Here is an 18217-nt window from a genome sequence, read left to right as displayed (position 1 = left end):
CGCCAAGACGTCCGCCACGTCGGGGGCCATCCCGCACCGAACCTCACCAGCCCGGAAAAGGACACCCCCATCATGCCAAGCACCTACGCGGTAGCCGGACTCATCACCCGGCTCCACGACCCCCAATACGCCCGCTGGGCCTCCCAAATCCGCGCCACCGGCGGCTGCCGACAGCCCATCCACCTACGCGGCCACATCCTGCACATCGACCCCGCCACCGGCCAACGCCTGCACCGCTACAGCACCACAAGCGAACCCGACGGAATCCTTCGCCTCCCGTGCAAAACCCGCCGCGCCACCCGCTGCCCGTCCTGCGCCGAGACCTACCGGACCGACACCTACCAACTCATCCGTGCCGGCCTCGTCGGCGGCAAGGGTGTCCCGGCCTCGGTCACCGCGCACCCATGCCTGTTCGTCACCCTCACCGCCCCCTCCTTCGGAACCGTGCACACCCGGCGAGAGAAAAACGGCACGGTCCTGCCGTGCCACGCCCGCCGGGATGCGGCCACCTGCCCGCACGGGCGCATCATGTCCTGCACCGCCCGGCACGGCGCCGAGGAGACCTGCTTGGGTGAGCCGCTGTGCCCGGACTGCTACGACTACGCGGGCAGCGTGCTGTTCAACGCGATGTCTCCGGAGCTGTGGCGGCGCTTCACCGAAGCCCTGCGCCGGCGCGTCGCCAAGAACGCCGGGTTGACCCTGCGGGAGCTCCGCGAGCAGGCCGTGATCTCTTTCGCCAAGGTCGCCGAATACCAGCGGCGCGGCGTTGTCCACTTCCACGCGGTCATTCGCGTCGACGGCCCCGAAGGACCGGCCACCACTCCACCGGCCTGGGCGACGGCCGACCTGCTGACCGACGCCGTCCAGCACGCCGCCTCCGCCGTCGCGGTCACCGTCCCTGCGGTGCCCGGTGAACCCGCGCGGTCCTTCCACTGGGGCACCCAGCTCGACGTCCGGCAGATCACCATGACCGGGGATCTCACCGATCAGGCCGTAGCCGCCTACATCGCGAAATACGCCACGAAGGCCGCTGAATGCGTCGGCACCCTGGATCGGCGGATCAATCCCACCGAGGACCTGACCGCGCTGCCGATCCGCGACCACGCCCGGCGGCTCATAGGTGAGTGCCTGCGCTTGGGCGCCCTCGATGAGCTGACCGAGTTCCGGCTCGTCAAATGGGCGAACATGCTGGGCTTCCGCGGCCACTTCTCCACCAAGAGCCGCCGCTACTCCACCACCCTCGGCAAACTCCGCGAAGCACGTACCGAACACCGGCGCGCGGAAGCCATCACCACCGGCCGCCTGCCCCTCTTCGACGAGGACACCGTCCTCGTCATCTCGCACTGGGAGTACGCCGGAAAGGGCTTCTCGGTTGGCGATGCGCTTCTGGTAACCGCGCTTACCGGGATACCTCTCGCGTCCCCTCCGAACATCGGAGACGCCGTATGACGCGGCTCCTGCTGACCATCGATGAGGCGGCCGAAGCACTGGCCATCTCGCGCGCCAAGCTCTACCAGCTCATGGCCTCCGGCGCGGTCGCCTACGTCCGAATCGACCGCTCCCGCCGCGTCCCCGTCTCCGCTCTCGAAGCTTTCGTCGCCGCCCTCACCGACCTCGCCGAAAAGGAGGTCGCAGCATGACCGCGACCCTCGTCGCCACTCCCGAAGAGCCTGAGCCCGGAACGACCGGCAGAAAGGGTAAGAAGAGCCAGCCCCAACTACGTGACGGGGTCATGAAGCGCGGCAATACCTGGTCGTACGTGGTCCGCGTCAAAGACCCGGAGACCGGAGAGAGCAAGCCCAAGTGGGTGGGCGGCTTCGAGACCGAGGACGATGCAAAAGGTGCCCGTGATGAGGCTCGGGTCAAAGCTCGCCGAGGGGAGTACGTCGACCGGAACGCGATCACCGTGGGCGACTACCTCGACGAGTGGATCGAGGGGCACGCAGTCGAGATCAAGCCCAAGACGCTCAAGGACTACCGCGACATCATCACCCGCTACGTCAAGCCCCACATCGGCGCTCAGAAGCTCCAGGCCGTTCGTCCCGCCACGATCACGAAGCTCTACCGGGACCTGATGGCCGGCGGCGGCAAGAACGGCCGCAAGCTCTCGGCTCGAACGATCGACTACGTGCACGCGGTACTCCGCAAGGCGTTCCGGGATGCGGTGGAAGTCGAGCAGATCCTTTCCTCCAGCCCCATCGAACGGGCCAAGCGCCCCCGGAGGGAGATCCAAGAGCCCGGCACGGTATGGACCACCAACCAGCTCAAAACCTTCCTTCAGGTCATGTCCACGCACCGGCTGTTCGCCTTCTTCCACGTCGCCGCCTACACCGGCGCCCGGCGCGGGGAGTTGCTCAACCTGCGCTGGTCAGACGTTGACCTCGACGGCAAGCAACTCACCATCACCGGCTCGGCGGCCTTCATCGACGGCGAACGCATCGAGGGGACCACCAAGAGCGGCCGGAAGCGCATCATCAGCCTCGACGACGGAACGATCAAAGTCCTGAAGGCACAGCGAAGCAAGCAGGCCGCCGACAAACTGGCGGCCGGACAGGAGTGGAAAGGGACCAGCGACCACGTGTTCACGACCGGCTGGGGTGAACCCATCCATCCCGACACAGTCAGCTCGCTCACCGCAACCATGATCCGCCGCTACAACGATCCGTCGAAAGGACCGAAACCCAAGCATCCGCTCCCGCATGCCCGGCTCCATGACCTTCGGCACATCCATGCTACGACTCTGCTCCTGGCGGGCGTCCCCGTCCATGTCGTCGCCGCTCGACTCGGCCATGCGGACCCGTCAATCACGCTTCGTGTCTATGCCCACGTGATCCGAGCTGCGGAAGCTTCCGCAGCTGACGTCTTCGCCAAAGCCATCGGCGAGTAACGGCAGTTAGTGCGGTGACCACGAACGTTCGCCAGGTTGTTTAACCATGCTGCGCGGGTTGTTGGGGTGCCCCCAGCGGCGTCGCTTTCTCGCTTCGGGCGCAGGCACATTGATGACAGCAGACCGCTATGCCATCGGTGTCCTTGTGTGCGGTGGCAATTGTGATGTGCCATGCTCGCGCGGTTCATGGCCATTCGACTGAGTGAAGCGTGCAATTGGGATATGCAAAGCAGGCACCCCCATGTACCGGTGCGCGCGGTCATCGCCTCGGTAGCAGCGGCCAAAGCCCGCCGCGCCGCCCGTACCGCGGCCCCTCCTCCCGAGCCTGAGCAGGCTCCACCGCCACCAGTCGCTGAGTCGCTCCCGCCGCACCGTTGGGGGCGCCGATTACTCTGGCTCCTCCCCGTTCTGGCCGTGATCGCGGCCGCTGCCTGGGCAGCTGTGATCCTGCCCGGTCCAGAATGGGCCCGATGGACACTCGCCAGCATCGCCCTAGTTGGAGCTTCCTGCCTGTCCATCGCTTTTCTGCTCGGCCCTGCGGCTCGCCGCCTGGCTGGCGAGCGTGCTCCCATGACCTCGGCCGAGCGGCAGGAGATGACTGCTGCCGAGCGCGTCGAGGCGGTCAATGCCGCGCGCCATAACCTCATCCAGGCCGCCACCGGGCTAGTCGTGATCGGCGGAATCGTGTTCACCGCCCAGGGCCTGTGGTACACCGCCCAGACCCTGGACACCGCACGTAAGGCCCAGCTCACCACGGAGCAAGGTCAGATCACCGACCGCTACACCAAAGCCGTCGAGCAACTCGGCTCCAAAACCGTGGACATCCGGCTAGGCGGAATCTACGCCCTGGAACGCCTGGCCAAGGACTCTCCACGCGACCACCAGACCATCTACGACGTCCTGACCGCATTCGTCGTCGAGCACGACCCCAAGCCCGAACCCGGAAGCACCAACACAACTGAGTCGCTCGACACTGTTGCGCCGCCCACCACCGATGTCCAGGGCGCCCTCACTGTCATCGGCCGCCGAAACACCCGACTTGATGATCACAAACCCGATCTGCAAACCGTTCGCATCCCCCACGCAGAGCTGAGCCGCACAAACCTGGCCGGCGCGAACCTGAACAACGCAGACCTGCGCCGCGCGAACCTCCCCAATGCGAACCTAAACAACGCGCAGCTATTCAAGACGAACCTGTACGAAGCGAACCTGACCGACGCTGACCTGGCCAACGCGAACGTGACCCACGCGGACCTGCGCTACGCGGACCTTTCGGGCGCGGACCTGCGCGGCGTGCCCCTGGGGGACGCGAAGCTGAGCCGCGCCCGCCTGGCACTCGTAAACCTATTCGAAACTGACCTGAGTTCCGACGACCTGCGCGACGTAGACCTGCGCGGTGCGAACCTGCTGGGCGCAAATCTAGAGGAGGCGGACCTGAGAGACACGAGACTGGGCAGCGCAAACTTGGGGCGCACGAACCTGCGCGGCGCAAACTTGCGCGGCACAGAGTTGGGCTGCACGGAGCTGGGCTGCACGAACCTGCAAGGCGCGGACCTGCGTGGCGCGCACCTGGAGTGCCAGGAGATGGACAAGAGCGTGGGCTGCACGGACCTGCGGGGGGCGGACCTGCGCGGCGCCCACCTGAACTGCTCGGACAATATGACCTGCACGAATCTGCGTGGCGCAGACCTGCACGGCGCGGATCTACGCGGCGCGGACCTACGCGGCGCGGATCTACGCGGCGCACTCCTGATATGCGCCGACGCCGAACTGTACTGGCGCTGTGGGGACTTTCCTCAGCCGAGCCGGAACATCGCGGACCTGGACGGTGCGGATCTGCGTGGCGCGGACCTACGCGGCATTGTCGGCATGACAGAACAAGACATACGACGCCAGGCCCGTGTCGATTCAAAGACCCGGTTCTGATACCGGGGTTCAGTAAGGCCCCTGGGGCCACCAATCCCCAAGCGGCATGATCAAACAACCCGGCGAACGTTCGTGGTCACCGCACTAACTGGAAGCCGATCTGCGAGCAATGAGCCCGAACGATCTAGAAAACACGAAGGTACCTGACGGCTTAATGCCTACTCGGGGACCTTCGTGCATCTGTACGCCCGAGAGAACTCGAAAGCCTTTTGATCAATACGGAAAGGAAGCACCTCGCCAACAGCATCCTGGCCTAATCAGGCGGTAATCACAAAGATGCAGTGCGTAACCATGCTAGGCATATCTGCTGTAGATCGCATTGCTGAGCAAGCCCATAAGTCAGTCTACCGTCCCAAAGATATCTATATGTACACATATTCATCCTAAAGCGCCATATGCGTAGTCACATGACTCCTGACGGCGACCTCTCTGGTATCCCCACCCAGGACTAGGCATCAAAGATCTATAAGTGGTATCACCGCAGGTCAGATAGGTTTACCAACTACGCAAATCTAAGTTTGCAAGCGGACATTTGGTCGGAACCCGTCGGGCGTAGACGAAGATCTCTCTTGTCGCCTTCACCGCTCGACCTAGGGGGGTTCGTGACCGATATCAACATGTTTGGGCTTCTTTTCTTCGCAAGGCTTCTTGAGAAGCAGCACCCTGAAAAGCTAGATGAATGGTGGGACCGGGAAGAGGTCGCAAGGTATCTGAGCGTGGCGCCCCTAACAGTGAGCTCTTACATCCACCGTGGCGAGTTTCCGAAGTGTGAAAACTTTCGAGGACGGAAGCAGGTTTGGCGACGGAGCACCGTAGAATCGTGGCTCAATCAGAGGCCCCAAGAAGTCTCAATGACTGACACTGTCGAAGTCCGCAAACCTGACGACCCTCGGGAACCGGCGGCTCGAAATACCGATGGAACATTTGCGCGCCTTACAGATCCCAGAGCAACTTGCGGAATCATACAGGCACGACTGAATCTATGCGAAAGCGCTCACGCCATCACTGAGACTGCTATGAGGCTTGCGACTATTCCAGTAAGCGAAACAACAGACTCTACCGATGAACTTCTAAAGCAAGCCAATAACTTGTTAAACCAGGCCGAGGAGCTTGTCCAGAGAACAGTCATTTACCAACGCCAACGTAAAGCAACATGGCATTCCATCGGGGAGACCCTTGGAACCAAAGCCGAATCCGCTCAACGACGATACGGAAAAGCTGAACAAGATGCTAAAGATCGAATCGCTAAAGGTGCACTTCGAACCATGGAGGAGGAACAAAATCAACTTGCAGCCAACCTGGACAGCCAGCACTCTATAAATAAAAAAGACGCAGTTCAGAATGGGGTCAAACGTTTGCGATTTTTGGCTACATTAGACGTTCTTCGAATCGAAGCAGAGAGTAGAGAGAAGGACCTTAAAGACCTCCACCAAGCCGAACAATTGCAACGCATCTATGAACATCTAGCCACTCTTTGTCGGGAATTGTTTTTCCTCGACCGCAATGCAACTAAATGGTCAGACGATGCGGATGCGATGAATGATCGAGCCCATGAGCTTCGCAGCTATATTCGCGAACAATCAATGAAGCCACCTTCATAATCTTCAACACGCCATAATATTCGGCCAAGCCGTTACCTAGACAGCCCGCACTCCTACTTAACCACCAGAACGAAGGTGAACCACTAAATCATGTCTCCCGTAAAGTCTCTACTTGTTATCATAGCGATCCTTATTGGGATCATCGCCGCTCAAGCCACTGGCTTTCTGGAGAGGGCTAGCGGGGCCCGGGTTTCAGCAATTCTCAGCAGGAGCGGAATAGCCTTCGCTGGGACAGTGACTGTTGCCCTTTTGATCATTAACAGCTTGGGTTTACTTTAACGTCGGGATCTATAAATGGCATTGGTTCCCAAATGCCTGATACCGGTCACGCATGGAAGTCGTGCCCAGCATCCATAAAGAAGATCCGATCCCCCAGACACGGTCAGTTCGCACGCTTGACTCCACAGTCTCCGGCGCACCTACGCCGCAACGCTGCTCCTGGCAAACCTCCCCGCCTCCCGTCGCCACCCATCTCTGGCCGCTTGACTCCTTCATCACGTCCCCGCCTACATGATCAAAATGATGGAGCCCTCTACGGCTGGCAAGCATCGGCGAGTGGAGGGATACCGCCGAGGCCGCCCTGTTAGCAGGGGTGTTAGCAAGGAGCTCAAACGATCAAGAAACCAAGAGGGCCCCTGATGGCGTAATGCCTGTTCAGGGGCCCTCTTGCATCTGTGCGGCCGGAGGTACTCGAAACCCCAACCTTCTGATCCGTAGTCAGATGCTCTATCCATTGAGCTACGGCCGCTCGCTGCGTAAGCAATCATAGCGGGTCTTGAGCGATGCCTCGAACCGGTTAACGGATCCCCTTCTGACCTGCCCCTCGATGTCCGATCTCCCACCACATGCGAGGAAATCAGCCCATTCCAGGGGATTCGGAAGGGCATCCGGGCAGGCACCGTACCGGCTCCTGGGCTCCGGTCCGGGAGCCGGCTTGATCATGTGGGGCAGGTCGGATCAGGGGTCGCGGGTTGGATGATCGGGGGGAGCGCGACAGCGCCGGGGAAACGGGTTTCCGCCTCGGCCGGGCGGGGTTGCGGCGGTGGGAGCCGCTTTTGCGCGGGAGGGAGGAGGAGGTCACACCCTGGAGTCGCCGGCGACCTTCTTCGGGAACAGGGTGTAGCTCACCGGCCAGATCGCGGCGATCAGCGGGATCTTGAGCAGGCTGCCCATGAAGGCGGTCAGCGCCGCGGTCCGTGAGGGATCGTCCACAATCCAGGTCAGGCCGAGCAGCAGGGCGCAGGCGATGCCGTACGCGACGACGATCCGGAGCCAGATGCCCCACTCGTACCGTGTCCTGGCCATGCCGCCCGCCGGGGGCTTCCACGGCTCGGGGCCGTCCGCGAAGCGGTGGGCGAACTTGGCGTCGGCCCATTTGACGGTCCGGTGGCCGAAGACGATCGAGTAGGCGATATAGGCCGCGGCCAGGCCATGACTCCAGTTCGCCTCGGCTCCGCCGCGCATGTCGACGACGGAGGCGACCAGCAGGACCACGTCGACCAGCGGCACCGCCAGCAGCAGCACGGTGCTGAGCCGCCTCATGTTCCACAGGTAGCGCGAGGCGAGCCCCAGTCCCAGCAGGACCCAGAATCCGATCTCGCAGCCGATGATAATCGCCAGAATCATGGTTCCAGGGTCACAGCCGGCGCCTGTCGGGGCATCGTCGGCGCTGATGAACCGGTCTACATCCTTGTATGTACGGCGATCCCGTCCGCCGCAGGATCAGCAGGCCGTACCGAGGTGATGAGATGAAGGGCATGAGACGAGACGACGCGCTGTGGGCGGCGGTGTGCTTCGTCGGCGGTCTCATCCTGATCGCGGCGAGTGCCTACGTTCATCGGGACACGCCCGTCTACCTGCTCGCCGGGCCGCTGCTGGTCGCCTGTCTCGGGGTCGTGGTACGGCGGAGGGCGCCGCTGGCCGCTCTGGCGCTGGGCGTCGTCGCCATCGTCGGCGACAGCCTGGTCGGCCCGTCCATGGGCACGATTCTGGTCTTCACCGACAACATCTACGCCGCCGTCCTGTACGGCCCGCGCAGGCTGGGCAAGTGGATGCTCGGCATCACCTCGGTCTTCGCCGTCGTCGGCGGGACGGCCGTGGGATTCATCTCCCATGACCTGAGCGCTCTGACCATGGCCGTCGTCCAGCTCGGCCTGGTCGGGATCACCCCGGTCATCACCGGCGTGATCATACGACAGCACCGGGACCAGGCTGAGGCCGAGCGGGCCGGGGCCGAGCAGGTGGCGCGGCTGGCCGAGCTGGACCAGCGGGCCGCGGTGAACGCCGAGCGGACCCGGATGGCGAGGGAGCTGCATGACATGATCGCCAACCACTTCAGTGCGATCGCCATCCAGTCCACGGCCGTGCTCTCCCGCAAGGATCTGAACGCGCAGACCGTACGGGAGGTGTTGGAGTCCATCCGGGAGAACAGCGTCCAGGGCATGGCCGAGATGCGCACCATGATCGAGTTGCTCCGGCAGGACGGCGAGGAGACGGAGGCGACTCGGCGGCGGGTGGCCGAGGCCGACGAGCTGGCGAAGCGGGCGCGGGAGGCAGGGCTGGACGTACGGCTGCGCGTGGACGGCGACGCCCGCCAGTTGCCCGCCTCGGTGGACCTGGCCGGATACCGGATCGTCCAGGAGTCCCTGACCAACGCGCTCAAGCACGGCGGCAAGGTCGCCGACGTGGTGATCGGCTACCGGCCCGGCCTGGTCACGCTCACCGTGGACAATCCCGTGGACGGCGTCGGACAGGGTCTTTCCGGCGCGGGTGCGGGGATCATCGGCATGCGCGAACGGACGGCTCTCGTCGGCGGCGCCTTCGAGGCCGGGCCCCACGACGACGGCTGGCGGGTCCGAGCCGAACTACCCACCTGGGAGGCCCCATGACCATCCGAGTCCTCGTCGCCGACGATCACGCGGCGGTCCGCACCGGGATCGTTCTCATCCTTGACGGTCACGAGGACATCGAGGTCGTCGGTCAGGCTGCGGACGGAGAGCAGGCCGTCGCGATGGCTCTCGAACTCCGTCCCGACGTTGTGCTGATGGACATCCGGATGCCGAAACTCGACGGGATCTCCGCGACGCGTGAGCTGAGCGGCGTCGCCGACGTGCTGATCCTGACCACCTTCGACATCGACGAGTACGTCTTCGGGGCGCTGCGGGCGGGGGCCGCCGGGTTCCTGCTCAAGAACACCGACGCCGACGCGCTGGTGGAGGCGCTGCGGGTGGTGGCGCGGGGAGACGGGCTCATCGCGCCGTCGGTCACCCGGCGGCTGATCGCGGCCTTCGGGGCCGCGGTTCCGGAGTACAGGCCGCAGGAGATCGGCAGCCTGACCCCGCGTGAGCGCGAGGTGCTGGTGTGCCTCGGACGGGGTCTGTCGAACGCGGAGATCTCCGTCGAGCTGCGTATGGCGGAGGCGACCACGAAGACCCACGTCAGCAGGGTGCTGAACAAACTGGGTCTTCGCAGTCGCGTCCAGGCCGCGATCCTGGCCCAGGAGCTCTCGGCGGGGACGTAGACGACCCAGGCCCGGGAGCTCTCGGCGGGGACGTAGACGACCCTGGCCCAGAAGCTCTCGGCGGAGACGTGGACGACCCAGGCCCGGGAGCCCCCGCCGGGGACGCGGACGGCCCAGCTCAGGAGCCTCTCAACGGGAACATGGACGACCCAGGCTCAGAAGCTCTCGGCGGGGACATGGACGACCCGGTCAGGAGCTCTCGGCGGGGACGTAGAGGGAGAGGGTCTCCGCGATGCAGGCGGGCTTCTTCTGGCCCTCCACCTCGACGGTCAGGCGCATGTTCGCCAGGTAGCCCGAAGGGGTGCCCTTGAGGTCGACGAGTTCCGCCCCGGCGCGGATCCGCGCGCCGACCAGAATCGGCGAGGGGAAGCGGACCTTGTTGAGCCCGTAGTTGATACCCATGGCCAGGCCGCCCACCTGGATCAGCTCCTTCATGAACAGGGGCAGCAGCGACAGGCTCAGATAGCCGTGGGCGATGGTGCCCCCGAACGGCCCCTCCTTCGCCCTCTCGACGTCCACGTGGATCCACTGGTGATCGCCGGTCGCGTCGGCGAAGAGGTTGACCTGTTCCTGGCTGATCTGGCGCCATTCGGTGTGACCGAAATGCTCGCCGACGGCGGCCTTGAGCTCGGTGATGTTCGCGAAGGTCCTCATGAATGGAACTTTATTCCGTCGGAGGCACGGCGAGAAGGTTCACGACCGTCAACTCCTTGCCGCTGCCCACCTCGTTCGTCGAGCACACCGTGCCCTCCCCGGTGGGGACGGGCTCTCCCGACGCCCGGGAAGGAAGGATGCTTCCGTCGACCGTCTTGCACTCCCTGACCTGTTTCCTGCCCTCGTCCCAGTAGAGGATCGAGCTGGGCGAGGAGGAGATACCCATTCCGAAGCCCCCTCCTGCGGACGGGTCCATCTTCGATATCCCGGCCATGACGTCACTGATCGGGTCGTACACCACTGTCACGGGGGCGTACCCGTCCGCGTTCAGCTCCCCGTCTCCGGAAGCCCCCAAGCTGCCGAACCTGCCGCCGACATCCTTCGCCTCGGGCCCGGAGCTCATCCCCCGCAGGATTTTCCGGTCCGAGCCGTCCAGCCTCTGCACCAGGGCCCCGTCCCCCCAATCCCCGAAACACCAGACCGGGCCGCAGCGAAGATTCTTCACGCCGTCCGGGGCGTTCACTTCGGTGACCTGCCCCGTCTCCAGGTTGACCACCCTGCTCTGGTTCTTGAACGCGTCCCCGCCTTCCTTCTCTCCGTAGTCGACCGCCAGCGGCCAGGACAGCAGGTGGAGTCCGTCCGTCCCCGTGATCCGCTCCGGCGCTCCGCCGCTCATCGGCATGCGGTAGATCCCCCCGCCGGTGACCGACCAGACGACGGAGTCCGAGGTGACGCCGATCCGTGTAACGCGCGAGAGATCACCCGTGACCTCGCCGACCCGCTTCGGGGTGCCTCCGGATCGAGGCACGACCCAGAAATCGGCCCACTTGTCGGAGTTGTTGGGCGTCTCGCCCCACCACGCGATGTAGTCGGCCCCCACCTCGTAGTCCTGGACGAAGTAGCCCTTCGTGTCCACGACGGGCATGTCCGTGAGCACGGTGCTCTTGCCCGCTGTCGTGTCGTACACCTCCAACCGGCCGGCCTTCTCGAACGACGACTCCGCGGTGAGCAGCAGTTCCGTCGCGCTCAGTCCCGTGACCGGCCGGTATTTCCAGCCGTCCGCGGCCTTGGCGGGGATTTTGAACACCGCCGAGGGCCAGACCTCGGCGGCGGGCCGCACCGCTCTGCGGGGCGCCCTCGAAGGAGAGGGCGTGAACAGGGGAGAGCCTTCGGTGGAAGACGTGGCCTTGCTGACGACCGGACCCTCTCCGCCCCTGTTGGAGAGGGTTCCCCTGGCCACCGCCGTACCGCCGCCGATCACCGCGATCACTCCCGCGACCGCGAGCGCCGACTGCACCCGCCTGCGCGTGCGCTGCCTGCGCCGCCGGCGAATGGTCCCGATCAGGTCCCCCGCCGGCTCGGGCGCGGCCTCGGCCGCCCTCGCCAGCGTGCGGATCAGCTCCGCTTCATCCCTGTCGTTCATCACACTCGTCTCATCTCAAGGGCGGCCACCCGGACTCTGAGCTTGCTCAGCGCACGGGCCGCCTGGCTGCGTACCGTGCCGCGTGAGATGCCGAGGAGGTCGGCGATCTCCTGGTCGGAGAGGTCCTCGTAGTAGCGCAGGACCAGCACCGCCCGCTGTTTGGACGGCAGTCCCTTCAGTTCGTTCCACAGGCCGGTGTCATCAATAAAACGATCTTCGATGTAGGCGGCCTCGGGCACCGCGGCGACCAGGCGTTCCCTGCGTAATCGTCGCCAGACGCTGATGTGCAGGCGGGCCATGGTCGTACGGACATAACCCTCCGGGTCATCCTTTTTCCTGATTTTTGGCCACGCGTCCCCCAGCCGCATCAGCGCTTCCTGCGTCAGGTCGGCGGCATCCTCGGCGTTGCCGGTGAGCACGTAGCCGTACCGGTACAGCGCACTCCCCCGCGCGGCGACGAAATCAGTGAACTCCACGGACCAGGGACGCGCGAGGGGCCCGTTCTGTTGCATCCTCTTTTTCCGAGCGCCTCGCACACGGTCGCCGCCCGGCTTCCATACGGCTTCTCCGTGCGATTTCTGGACGAATCCCACGTGAATTTTGTACGGCCTCCGTGCGCTATGTCAGTTTTCTCCGTACGGCCCGCAGCACAACATCGGCAGTTCACATGAGCCTCCTAGCGTGCCGCCATGAGACGACGCATGACCATCACCATTGGCGCGGCCGTACTGGCCCTGGCAATGGCCACCCCCGCGATGGCCACCCCCTCGCGTCCCGGGTTCGACCGTGCCAAGCTGACCGGATTCGCCTCCCTGCCGGCCCTGACGTTCGTGCCCCACAGCGAGCCGTCAGGGGCCCACATCGACCAGACCCCGGTCAACGGTGTGACCCCGCCGTTCACCGGTCAGCCGGTCCAGGGCTTCAGCGGCGTGGTGCGACGGGGCGACGGCACCTTCGACGTGCTGTCCGACAACGGCTACGGCTCCAAGGCCACCAGCGCCGACTTCCTGCTGCGGGTGCACCGGGTCAAGCCCACCTTCCGTCGCGAAAAGGTCGAGGTGCTGGGCGGGTTCAACCTCACCGACCCCGACCGCCGCGTGACCTGGCCGCTGACCCGGCCCGACCGTAAGCTGACCGGCGCCGACTTCGACGTGGAGTCGATCGTGCGGGGCTTCGACGGCACCTACTGGATCGGCGACGAGTTCGGCCCGTTCCTGCTGCACTTCTCGCCCTCGGGCAAGCTGCTGGAGACCCCGATCTCGCTGCCCGACGTCAAGGCGCCGGAGAACCCGTTCCTGAACGGCGGCCAGCCCAACCTGGCCGGAAGCAAGGGCTTCGAGGGCATGGCCCGCTCGATCGACGGCCGCACGCTGTACCCGATGCTGGAGGGCACCGTGGCCGGCGATCCGGCCGGGACGCTGCGGATCAACGAGTTCAACCTGCGCAAGCGGGCCTACACCGGTAAGCGCTGGACCTACACGCTGGACAGCCCCGGCAACTCGATCGGCGACATGATCGCGGTGGACGATCACCGCTTCCTGATCATCGAGCGCGACAACGAGCAGGGCGACCTGGCCAAGACCAAGCGCATCTACATGGTGGACACCCGCGACCGGGACCTGCGCAAGACCCTCGTCGCCGACCTGCTCAACCTGGCCAACCCCCGCGGCCTGGGCGGGTTCGGGGAGACCTTCCGCTTCCCGTTCCAGACCATCGAGGACGTCGTGATCCTCGACGACCGGACGCTGGGCGTGCTCAACGACAACAACTTCCCGTTCTCCTCGGGTCGTACGGCGGGCAAGCCCGACAACAACGAGTTCATCACCGTGCAGCTGTCGCGCCCGCTCCAGGCCGACCCCCGCGTCTACAAGTAACGCGGCTCGCCACCTCATGACATGCTTCGGGGCCTTCTCCAGTCAGGTGGGGAAGGCCCCGAAGCACGTGACCGGTCCAGGTGGGGAAGGCCCCCGAAACGCGTGATCGACGCTCGGTGGTCCTCGCCGGTTCCGGCCTGACGCGGAGAACCCGAGGAGAGTCCCGGCGGCATCTTTTTCGCTCTCACCAAGCGCATATTTAGGCCTATTTCGCCCCCAACGCTGATATTTGCTATAAAGCTTATTAAATGGATTAAGCGGGCGAAATTCTTCCCCGCCGGTACTACTTGTTTGCCCTCCCCAAACCGGACCAATGCGTTATATCCAAATTTCCCGGGTACCTCCTGATCACTACCACTTTCGTGGCAGTACGGCAGATCCGATATTTTCGGAATCAGGAACGACATGGGAGATCAATTGCTTCCTCGTAAGAGTAGATTGGCGCCAGGTCCCCTCTCCAGCAATCGTGTCGGGGCATTGGCCGTCGCGGCAGCAGCCGGCATCCTTCTGATGTCAAATCAAGTATCGGCAAACGCCACAATCGGGAACACCGAAGGCGTTTACTCCTATTCGCAGAACAGCCCTGTTCTCCATGTCGGGAGTAGCCTCGACGGTGGGAGACGTTTCGGACCGCACGGGCATCACAGCCTCCGCGATTCGCACGGTCAGTCCGACAGGGGCAGGGGCCACAAGGCCGGCAGGAACCACCGTCACGCCAAGGGCGGCAAACCCGGCAGGGCCAACAGAGAAGGCAGAAACGGCAGGGGCATGGGGGAGGACAGCCAGAGTCCGGCTGAATCCTCCGAGGCCGTTGGACCCGCCGGAGCAACCGATTCGCAGGAGTCCGCTCCGCAGAAGACCCGTTCGCAAGGGTCCGGCTCGCAGGAATCAAGGCCGCGGGGGTCCGGTTCGCAGGAATCCGCTCCTCAGGAGTCCCAGGGCGCCGGCGCCACACAGGGAATCGACGGCCTGACAGGCGCCGCTCAGGGGGTCAACAGCGCGGAGGGAGTCCAGGGTGTAGTGGGGGGAATTTCGGGCCTGCTGAATCCATCGGGCACCGAGTCGGACGCTCAGACCGCCAACGGCCTGGCCATAGTCTCGGGCCTGATAGGCCTGGACGGTCGGGACAGCGTGAACCTGCAAGAGCTTCAGGGCCTGATAGGTCAGTAGGAAATCCAGGGCCTGCTGACCCCACACGATCTCAGAACGCCGACGGCCTGGCCAGAGTCCAGCGCCCGACAAGTCCGAAAGCGTAGTCGGCTCGCAAGGCACAACGGGCGGTCTTCTCACGCCGCAGGATCTTCATCCGCGATGGCCGAACATGAGAAGAATCCCGCTCGGCGGGGAAAGCACCACCTTCGCCGCCACACCACCGGACTGAGTTGAACAGAAGTCGAAAGAAAAAGCGAATGCCGTGCCCGGTCGAATCGGGCACGGCATTCGCTTTCCCGGCATTGATCGGGACCGTCCGGCGGTCACGGACGGACCTGGGCGGGATCGACCGGGGCTGTCCGGCTGCCACAGACGGATCCGAGCGGGGGTGTGAGGCTTCTCCCTGAGCGCTTGCCCGCCCGATAATCACCGCGTGGCCAAGATCCCGATCTGCGATGTGGCCCTCCATCACACCGGGAGAAACGCGTGCGACCCATCCCTTAATGTCCATAAATAACGGGTATTTCAAATAAAGCCGTAATCGTGCAGGATTAGATGCATGGTCCGTTTCCGGCAGGAAGTCTCGATCGAACCGCTCTCGCGACGCCGGCTGGAGGACATCGTCGAGGCGTTCCACGATGTGGTCGAGGGGCTCGACTTCACCGGGGACCGATTCGTCGATCCGTCGGGGGGTGCGGAGATCCGGCTCATCGAGGGACGGCACATCGCCACCGGCACCCGTTACGAGCTGGTCCCCTTCAACGCGGCCGAAAGGCGCGAACGCGAAGTCGCCGGTGGCGGCGAGGCACCTTCCGACCTCTTGATCACCTCATGGAACCGCGACGTGGAGACGGGCATTCAGCTCATGCTCGACGAGGACTCCTATTCCATGACGTGGACCATGAAACTGTGCAGCGCCCACAGACCCAGAACCTTGATGGCGCACTTTGTCCTCAACGGGAATCACCGGCTCGTGCGGGAGATCACGTTCTTGGCGGAGATCGACCTTGAGCGCTGGTGGCAACAGCTCGACGGCCACGGGTCCGGAATCCCCGCGGCGACCGCCAGGGTGACCCATCACCTTTTCACCGGCACCTTGGAGGCCGTCCCGCACACCACCGGCGACAACCGATGGGGCCTTGCCGTCACGGTGGCCGGGCGAAGCCGCTCCTGGGCCCGCCCACCCGCCGCTCTCACGGCCGTCTTCCTCCGTGCCGTTCTACGGCGTGCCGTCACGAAAAGGATCATCGATTTGGCACATACCTGGGACAAGGCCGTCGTGGACGTCAGAACGGAATCCCCCGCCGAGGTGGCCCGCAGGATCCTCGTCTACCTTCTCGCCCCGCCGGACGGCCTGCCCGACTACCAGGACGAACGATCCTGACCCCGGCCCCGGTCCGCCCGGCCTGCCCACGGCAACGTCCCCCTCGGCCCCGATGAGAAACCCGCCCTCGCCTCCGATGAGGTTGGACATGCCACCCCACCTGGTGACGATCTCCACCCTCCACGGGAGGCGGGACGACTTCATTCGGGGAGCCGCCGGCTGTCACGGGAGCAGCAGGCCCCAGTAGAGAGCCCAGGGGATGAACACCACGCCACCGGCGAGCAGGAGGCCTAGCCGTACCCTCTCTCCTCGCGGAGCGGAGCCTCGGGTACGGCGCCAGGCCAGCGCGATGAGGACCGTTGCGACCGCGGAGGCCCACGCGAGGGCCTGCAGCGCCAGCCAGATCAGCGGGCGTTCCGCCACCACCGGACCGGGAGCGGCCAGCTTGCCGCCCGTCATCACCAGGTAGAACAGGTAGGAGAACGAGCCGAGCACCGCCGTGAGACCTCCGGCGCTGAGCAGCCACGCGGCCCTGGTCACCGGAGCCGCCGAACGTCGGCGGAGACGCCGCACCAGCGCGACCACCGGGTAGGCGGCGAACGCGATCACCAACAGCACCAGTGCCGCGAGCTGCATCGGCGCCGACTCCCACCAGGCCGAGGGATTCACCGGCACGGTCGGCGAGGCCTGCACGGGGGTGGGTCCCGAGATCTGCGCCGTGGGCGGCCTGCCCGCCGTGACGTCGGCGACCCAGGAGCCGACCAGGTCGGCGTAGCCGGGGGCGAGCTCGGGCAGCCGGGTGACGCCGCCGTCGGGAGTCTGGTGTGCGGCGTGGTCGGCTCCGGGGAAGAAACGGAGCGTGTAGTGCCGGTTGCCGCCCTTCTCCAGCGCCTCGGCGAATATCGGCGGACTCTCCTTCGGCGGGGTCAGCAGGTCGTGGGTGCCCCAGATGCCGAGCAGCGGCTGGCGTACCGCGGCCAGGGTCGGCGCGGGGTCGTAGTAGGGCTCGGGGAACATGCCGCCGTCGGAGATCGCCCGATACAGGTTGAACTCGGCCCGGTCGATCAGGGAACCCGACACCCCCGCCTTGCGCAGCCCGGCCGCCACGGTCCAGGTCTGCTGCCGCAGCGGTGGCAGACCGTTGGCGCCCACGACCACGACGAAGCCGATGTCCTTCGAGCGGGCCGCCGCGATCGGGACCACCCAGCCGCCCTCGCTGAGCCCCCATATGCCGATCTTCGCCGGGTCGACGCCCGGCTGGGAGCGGAGCGTGGCCACGGCGCCGAGCGCGTCGTCGGCGAGCTGCGAGTAGGACCTCCGGAAGAGCGAGTAGCCCTCGGATCGCTTGTCGTAGATCAGTACGGAGAGCCCCCTGCGGGCGAACTCGACCGCCTCGCCCATCAGCTTCGTACGGGGGCCCTCGCCCGCGCCGTGCACCAGGACCATGCCGGGACGTGCGGGTTTCGCCGCTGCGGGTGACAGGACCGTGCCGTGCATGGCGAGACCTCCGCTGCCGCGGAAGCTCACCTCCGTCGCGGTCAGGTCGGAGGGAACGGCGAGCGGCGACGTGGTGCCCGCCGGGGGAGTGGAGAGCACGGCGGGCGAGGGCGGGCTGGTCACCGCCGTGGAAGCGGAGAGTCCAACGGACAGGTGCGTGGAAGCGGAGAGCACGACGGGCGGGGGCATGGGAGCCGCTGCGGCGGCGGATGGCACGGCGGGCGGGGGTGTCGCCGCCGCTGCCGCGGGGGCGGCGAGCAGGCAGAGGGCGACGGCTGTGGCTGGGAGGATTCGTCTCATAGGCCGAATATATTCTGCAGAAGTTTTTCGGCAAAGGTTTATCTGCAGATATCATTCGG

14 protein-coding genes, 1 tRNA gene and 1 pseudogene are annotated in these 18217 nt (G+C 65.1%); 10 read left to right on the top strand and 6 right to left on the bottom strand.

Annotated elements, in window-relative coordinates; translation table 11 throughout:
• Positions 1–72 precede the first annotated feature (72 nt).
• The 6 genes and pseudogenes from DKM19_RS48010 to DKM19_RS47990 all read left to right on the top strand — a co-directional run bounded on the left by DKM19_RS48010 (position 73) and on the right by DKM19_RS47990 (position 6414).
• Entirely contained in the window at positions 73–1449 is a 1377-nt protein-coding gene (locus tag DKM19_RS48010) for a replication initiator (RefSeq protein ID WP_110705204.1), read from the top strand.
• Positions 1446–1640, top strand: coding sequence for a helix-turn-helix domain-containing protein (locus DKM19_RS48005; RefSeq protein ID WP_110705203.1), 195 nt, complete (start codon positions 1446–1448; stop codon positions 1638–1640). The genes DKM19_RS48010 and DKM19_RS48005 overlap by 4 nt, the downstream gene beginning before the upstream one ends.
• Positions 1637–2887, top strand: coding sequence for a tyrosine-type recombinase/integrase (locus DKM19_RS48000; protein WP_239513994.1), 1251 nt, complete (start codon positions 1637–1639; stop codon positions 2885–2887). Before DKM19_RS48005 ends, DKM19_RS48000 begins: the two co-directional genes overlap by 4 nt.
• A gap of 570 nt (positions 2888–3457) precedes the next feature.
• A complete protein-coding gene (locus DKM19_RS47995; protein WP_162642328.1) occupies positions 3458–4813 on the top strand; it encodes a pentapeptide repeat-containing protein in 1356 nt (451 codons plus the stop codon).
• 617 nt (positions 4814–5430) lie between these two features.
• Positions 5431–5637, top strand: a pseudogene (locus DKM19_RS53210) (helix-turn-helix transcriptional regulator); the annotation flags it as partial.
• A 27-nt stretch (positions 5638–5664) separates the two neighbouring features.
• Complete coding sequence (locus DKM19_RS47990; protein WP_239513993.1) at positions 5665–6414, top strand: hypothetical protein; 750 nt, start codon at positions 5665–5667, stop codon at positions 6412–6414.
• Positions 6415–7089: 675 nt separating this feature from the next.
• Here DKM19_RS47990 and DKM19_RS47985 read toward each other — a convergent pair.
• Positions 7090–7162: transfer RNA gene (locus tag DKM19_RS47985), tRNA-Arg, on the bottom strand.
• A gap of 329 nt (positions 7163–7491) precedes the next feature.
• Positions 7492–8040, bottom strand: coding sequence for a hypothetical protein (locus DKM19_RS47980; RefSeq protein WP_110705200.1), 549 nt, complete (start codon positions 8038–8040; stop codon positions 7492–7494).
• 131 nt (positions 8041–8171) lie between these two features.
• On the opposite strand from DKM19_RS47980, the gene DKM19_RS47975 reads away from it, so the two are divergent.
• Both DKM19_RS47975 and DKM19_RS47970 read left to right on the top strand, forming a co-directional pair.
• A complete protein-coding gene (locus DKM19_RS47975) occupies positions 8172–9302 on the top strand; it encodes a sensor histidine kinase (RefSeq protein WP_239513992.1) in 1131 nt (376 codons plus the stop codon).
• Positions 9299–9934: a response regulator transcription factor gene (locus DKM19_RS47970; protein WP_110705199.1), complete on the top strand. Its 636-nt coding sequence runs from the start codon at positions 9299–9301 to the stop codon at positions 9932–9934. The genes DKM19_RS47975 and DKM19_RS47970 overlap by 4 nt, the downstream gene beginning before the upstream one ends.
• 189 nt (positions 9935–10123) lie before the next feature.
• On the opposite strand, the gene DKM19_RS47965 is transcribed toward DKM19_RS47970, so the two are convergent.
• The 3 genes from DKM19_RS47965 to DKM19_RS47955 are packed head-to-tail and all read right to left on the bottom strand — an operon-like array spanning position 10124 to position 12523.
• Positions 10124–10588: a MaoC family dehydratase gene (locus DKM19_RS47965; protein ID WP_110705198.1), complete on the bottom strand. Its 465-nt coding sequence runs from the start codon at positions 10586–10588 to the stop codon at positions 10124–10126.
• A 10-nt stretch (positions 10589–10598) separates the two neighbouring features.
• The gene (locus DKM19_RS47960) at positions 10599–12011 is read right to left on the bottom strand and encodes a hypothetical protein (protein ID WP_110705197.1); all 1413 of its coding nucleotides are present in this window, start codon (positions 12009–12011) and stop codon (positions 10599–10601) included.
• Positions 12011–12523 (bottom strand): SigE family RNA polymerase sigma factor, encoded by a 513-nt coding sequence (locus DKM19_RS47955; protein WP_110705196.1) that lies wholly within the window; start codon positions 12521–12523, stop codon positions 12011–12013. The genes DKM19_RS47960 and DKM19_RS47955 overlap by 1 nt, the downstream gene beginning before the upstream one ends.
• Positions 12524–12712: 189 nt before the next feature.
• Between DKM19_RS47955 and DKM19_RS47950 the strand changes: the two genes are divergently transcribed.
• Together DKM19_RS47950 and DKM19_RS47935 are read left to right on the top strand one after the other, a co-directional pair.
• Positions 12713–13885 carry an esterase-like activity of phytase family protein gene (locus DKM19_RS47950; RefSeq protein ID WP_110705195.1) on the top strand — a complete coding sequence of 391 codons (1173 nt, stop codon included), beginning with the start codon at positions 12713–12715 and terminating at the stop codon, positions 13883–13885.
• 1711 nt (positions 13886–15596) lie between these two features.
• Complete coding sequence (locus tag DKM19_RS47935; protein WP_110705193.1) at positions 15597–16421, top strand: hypothetical protein; 825 nt, start codon at positions 15597–15599, stop codon at positions 16419–16421.
• Between the two features lie 162 nt (positions 16422–16583).
• Here the strand turns inward: DKM19_RS47935 and DKM19_RS52875 are convergent, their stop codons facing one another.
• A complete protein-coding gene (locus DKM19_RS52875; protein ID WP_204358569.1) occupies positions 16584–18158 on the bottom strand; it encodes a S9 family peptidase in 1575 nt (524 codons plus the stop codon).
• Between the last annotated feature and the right edge of the window lie 59 nt (positions 18159–18217).

This window comes from Streptosporangium sp. 'caverna' (assembly GCF_003203775.1).
Lineage (GTDB): Bacteria > Actinomycetota > Actinomycetes > Streptosporangiales > Streptosporangiaceae > Streptosporangium > Streptosporangium subroseum.
The sequence above is the reverse complement of the archived record's forward strand: the minus strand, read 5'-3'. Positions and strand labels throughout refer to the sequence as shown.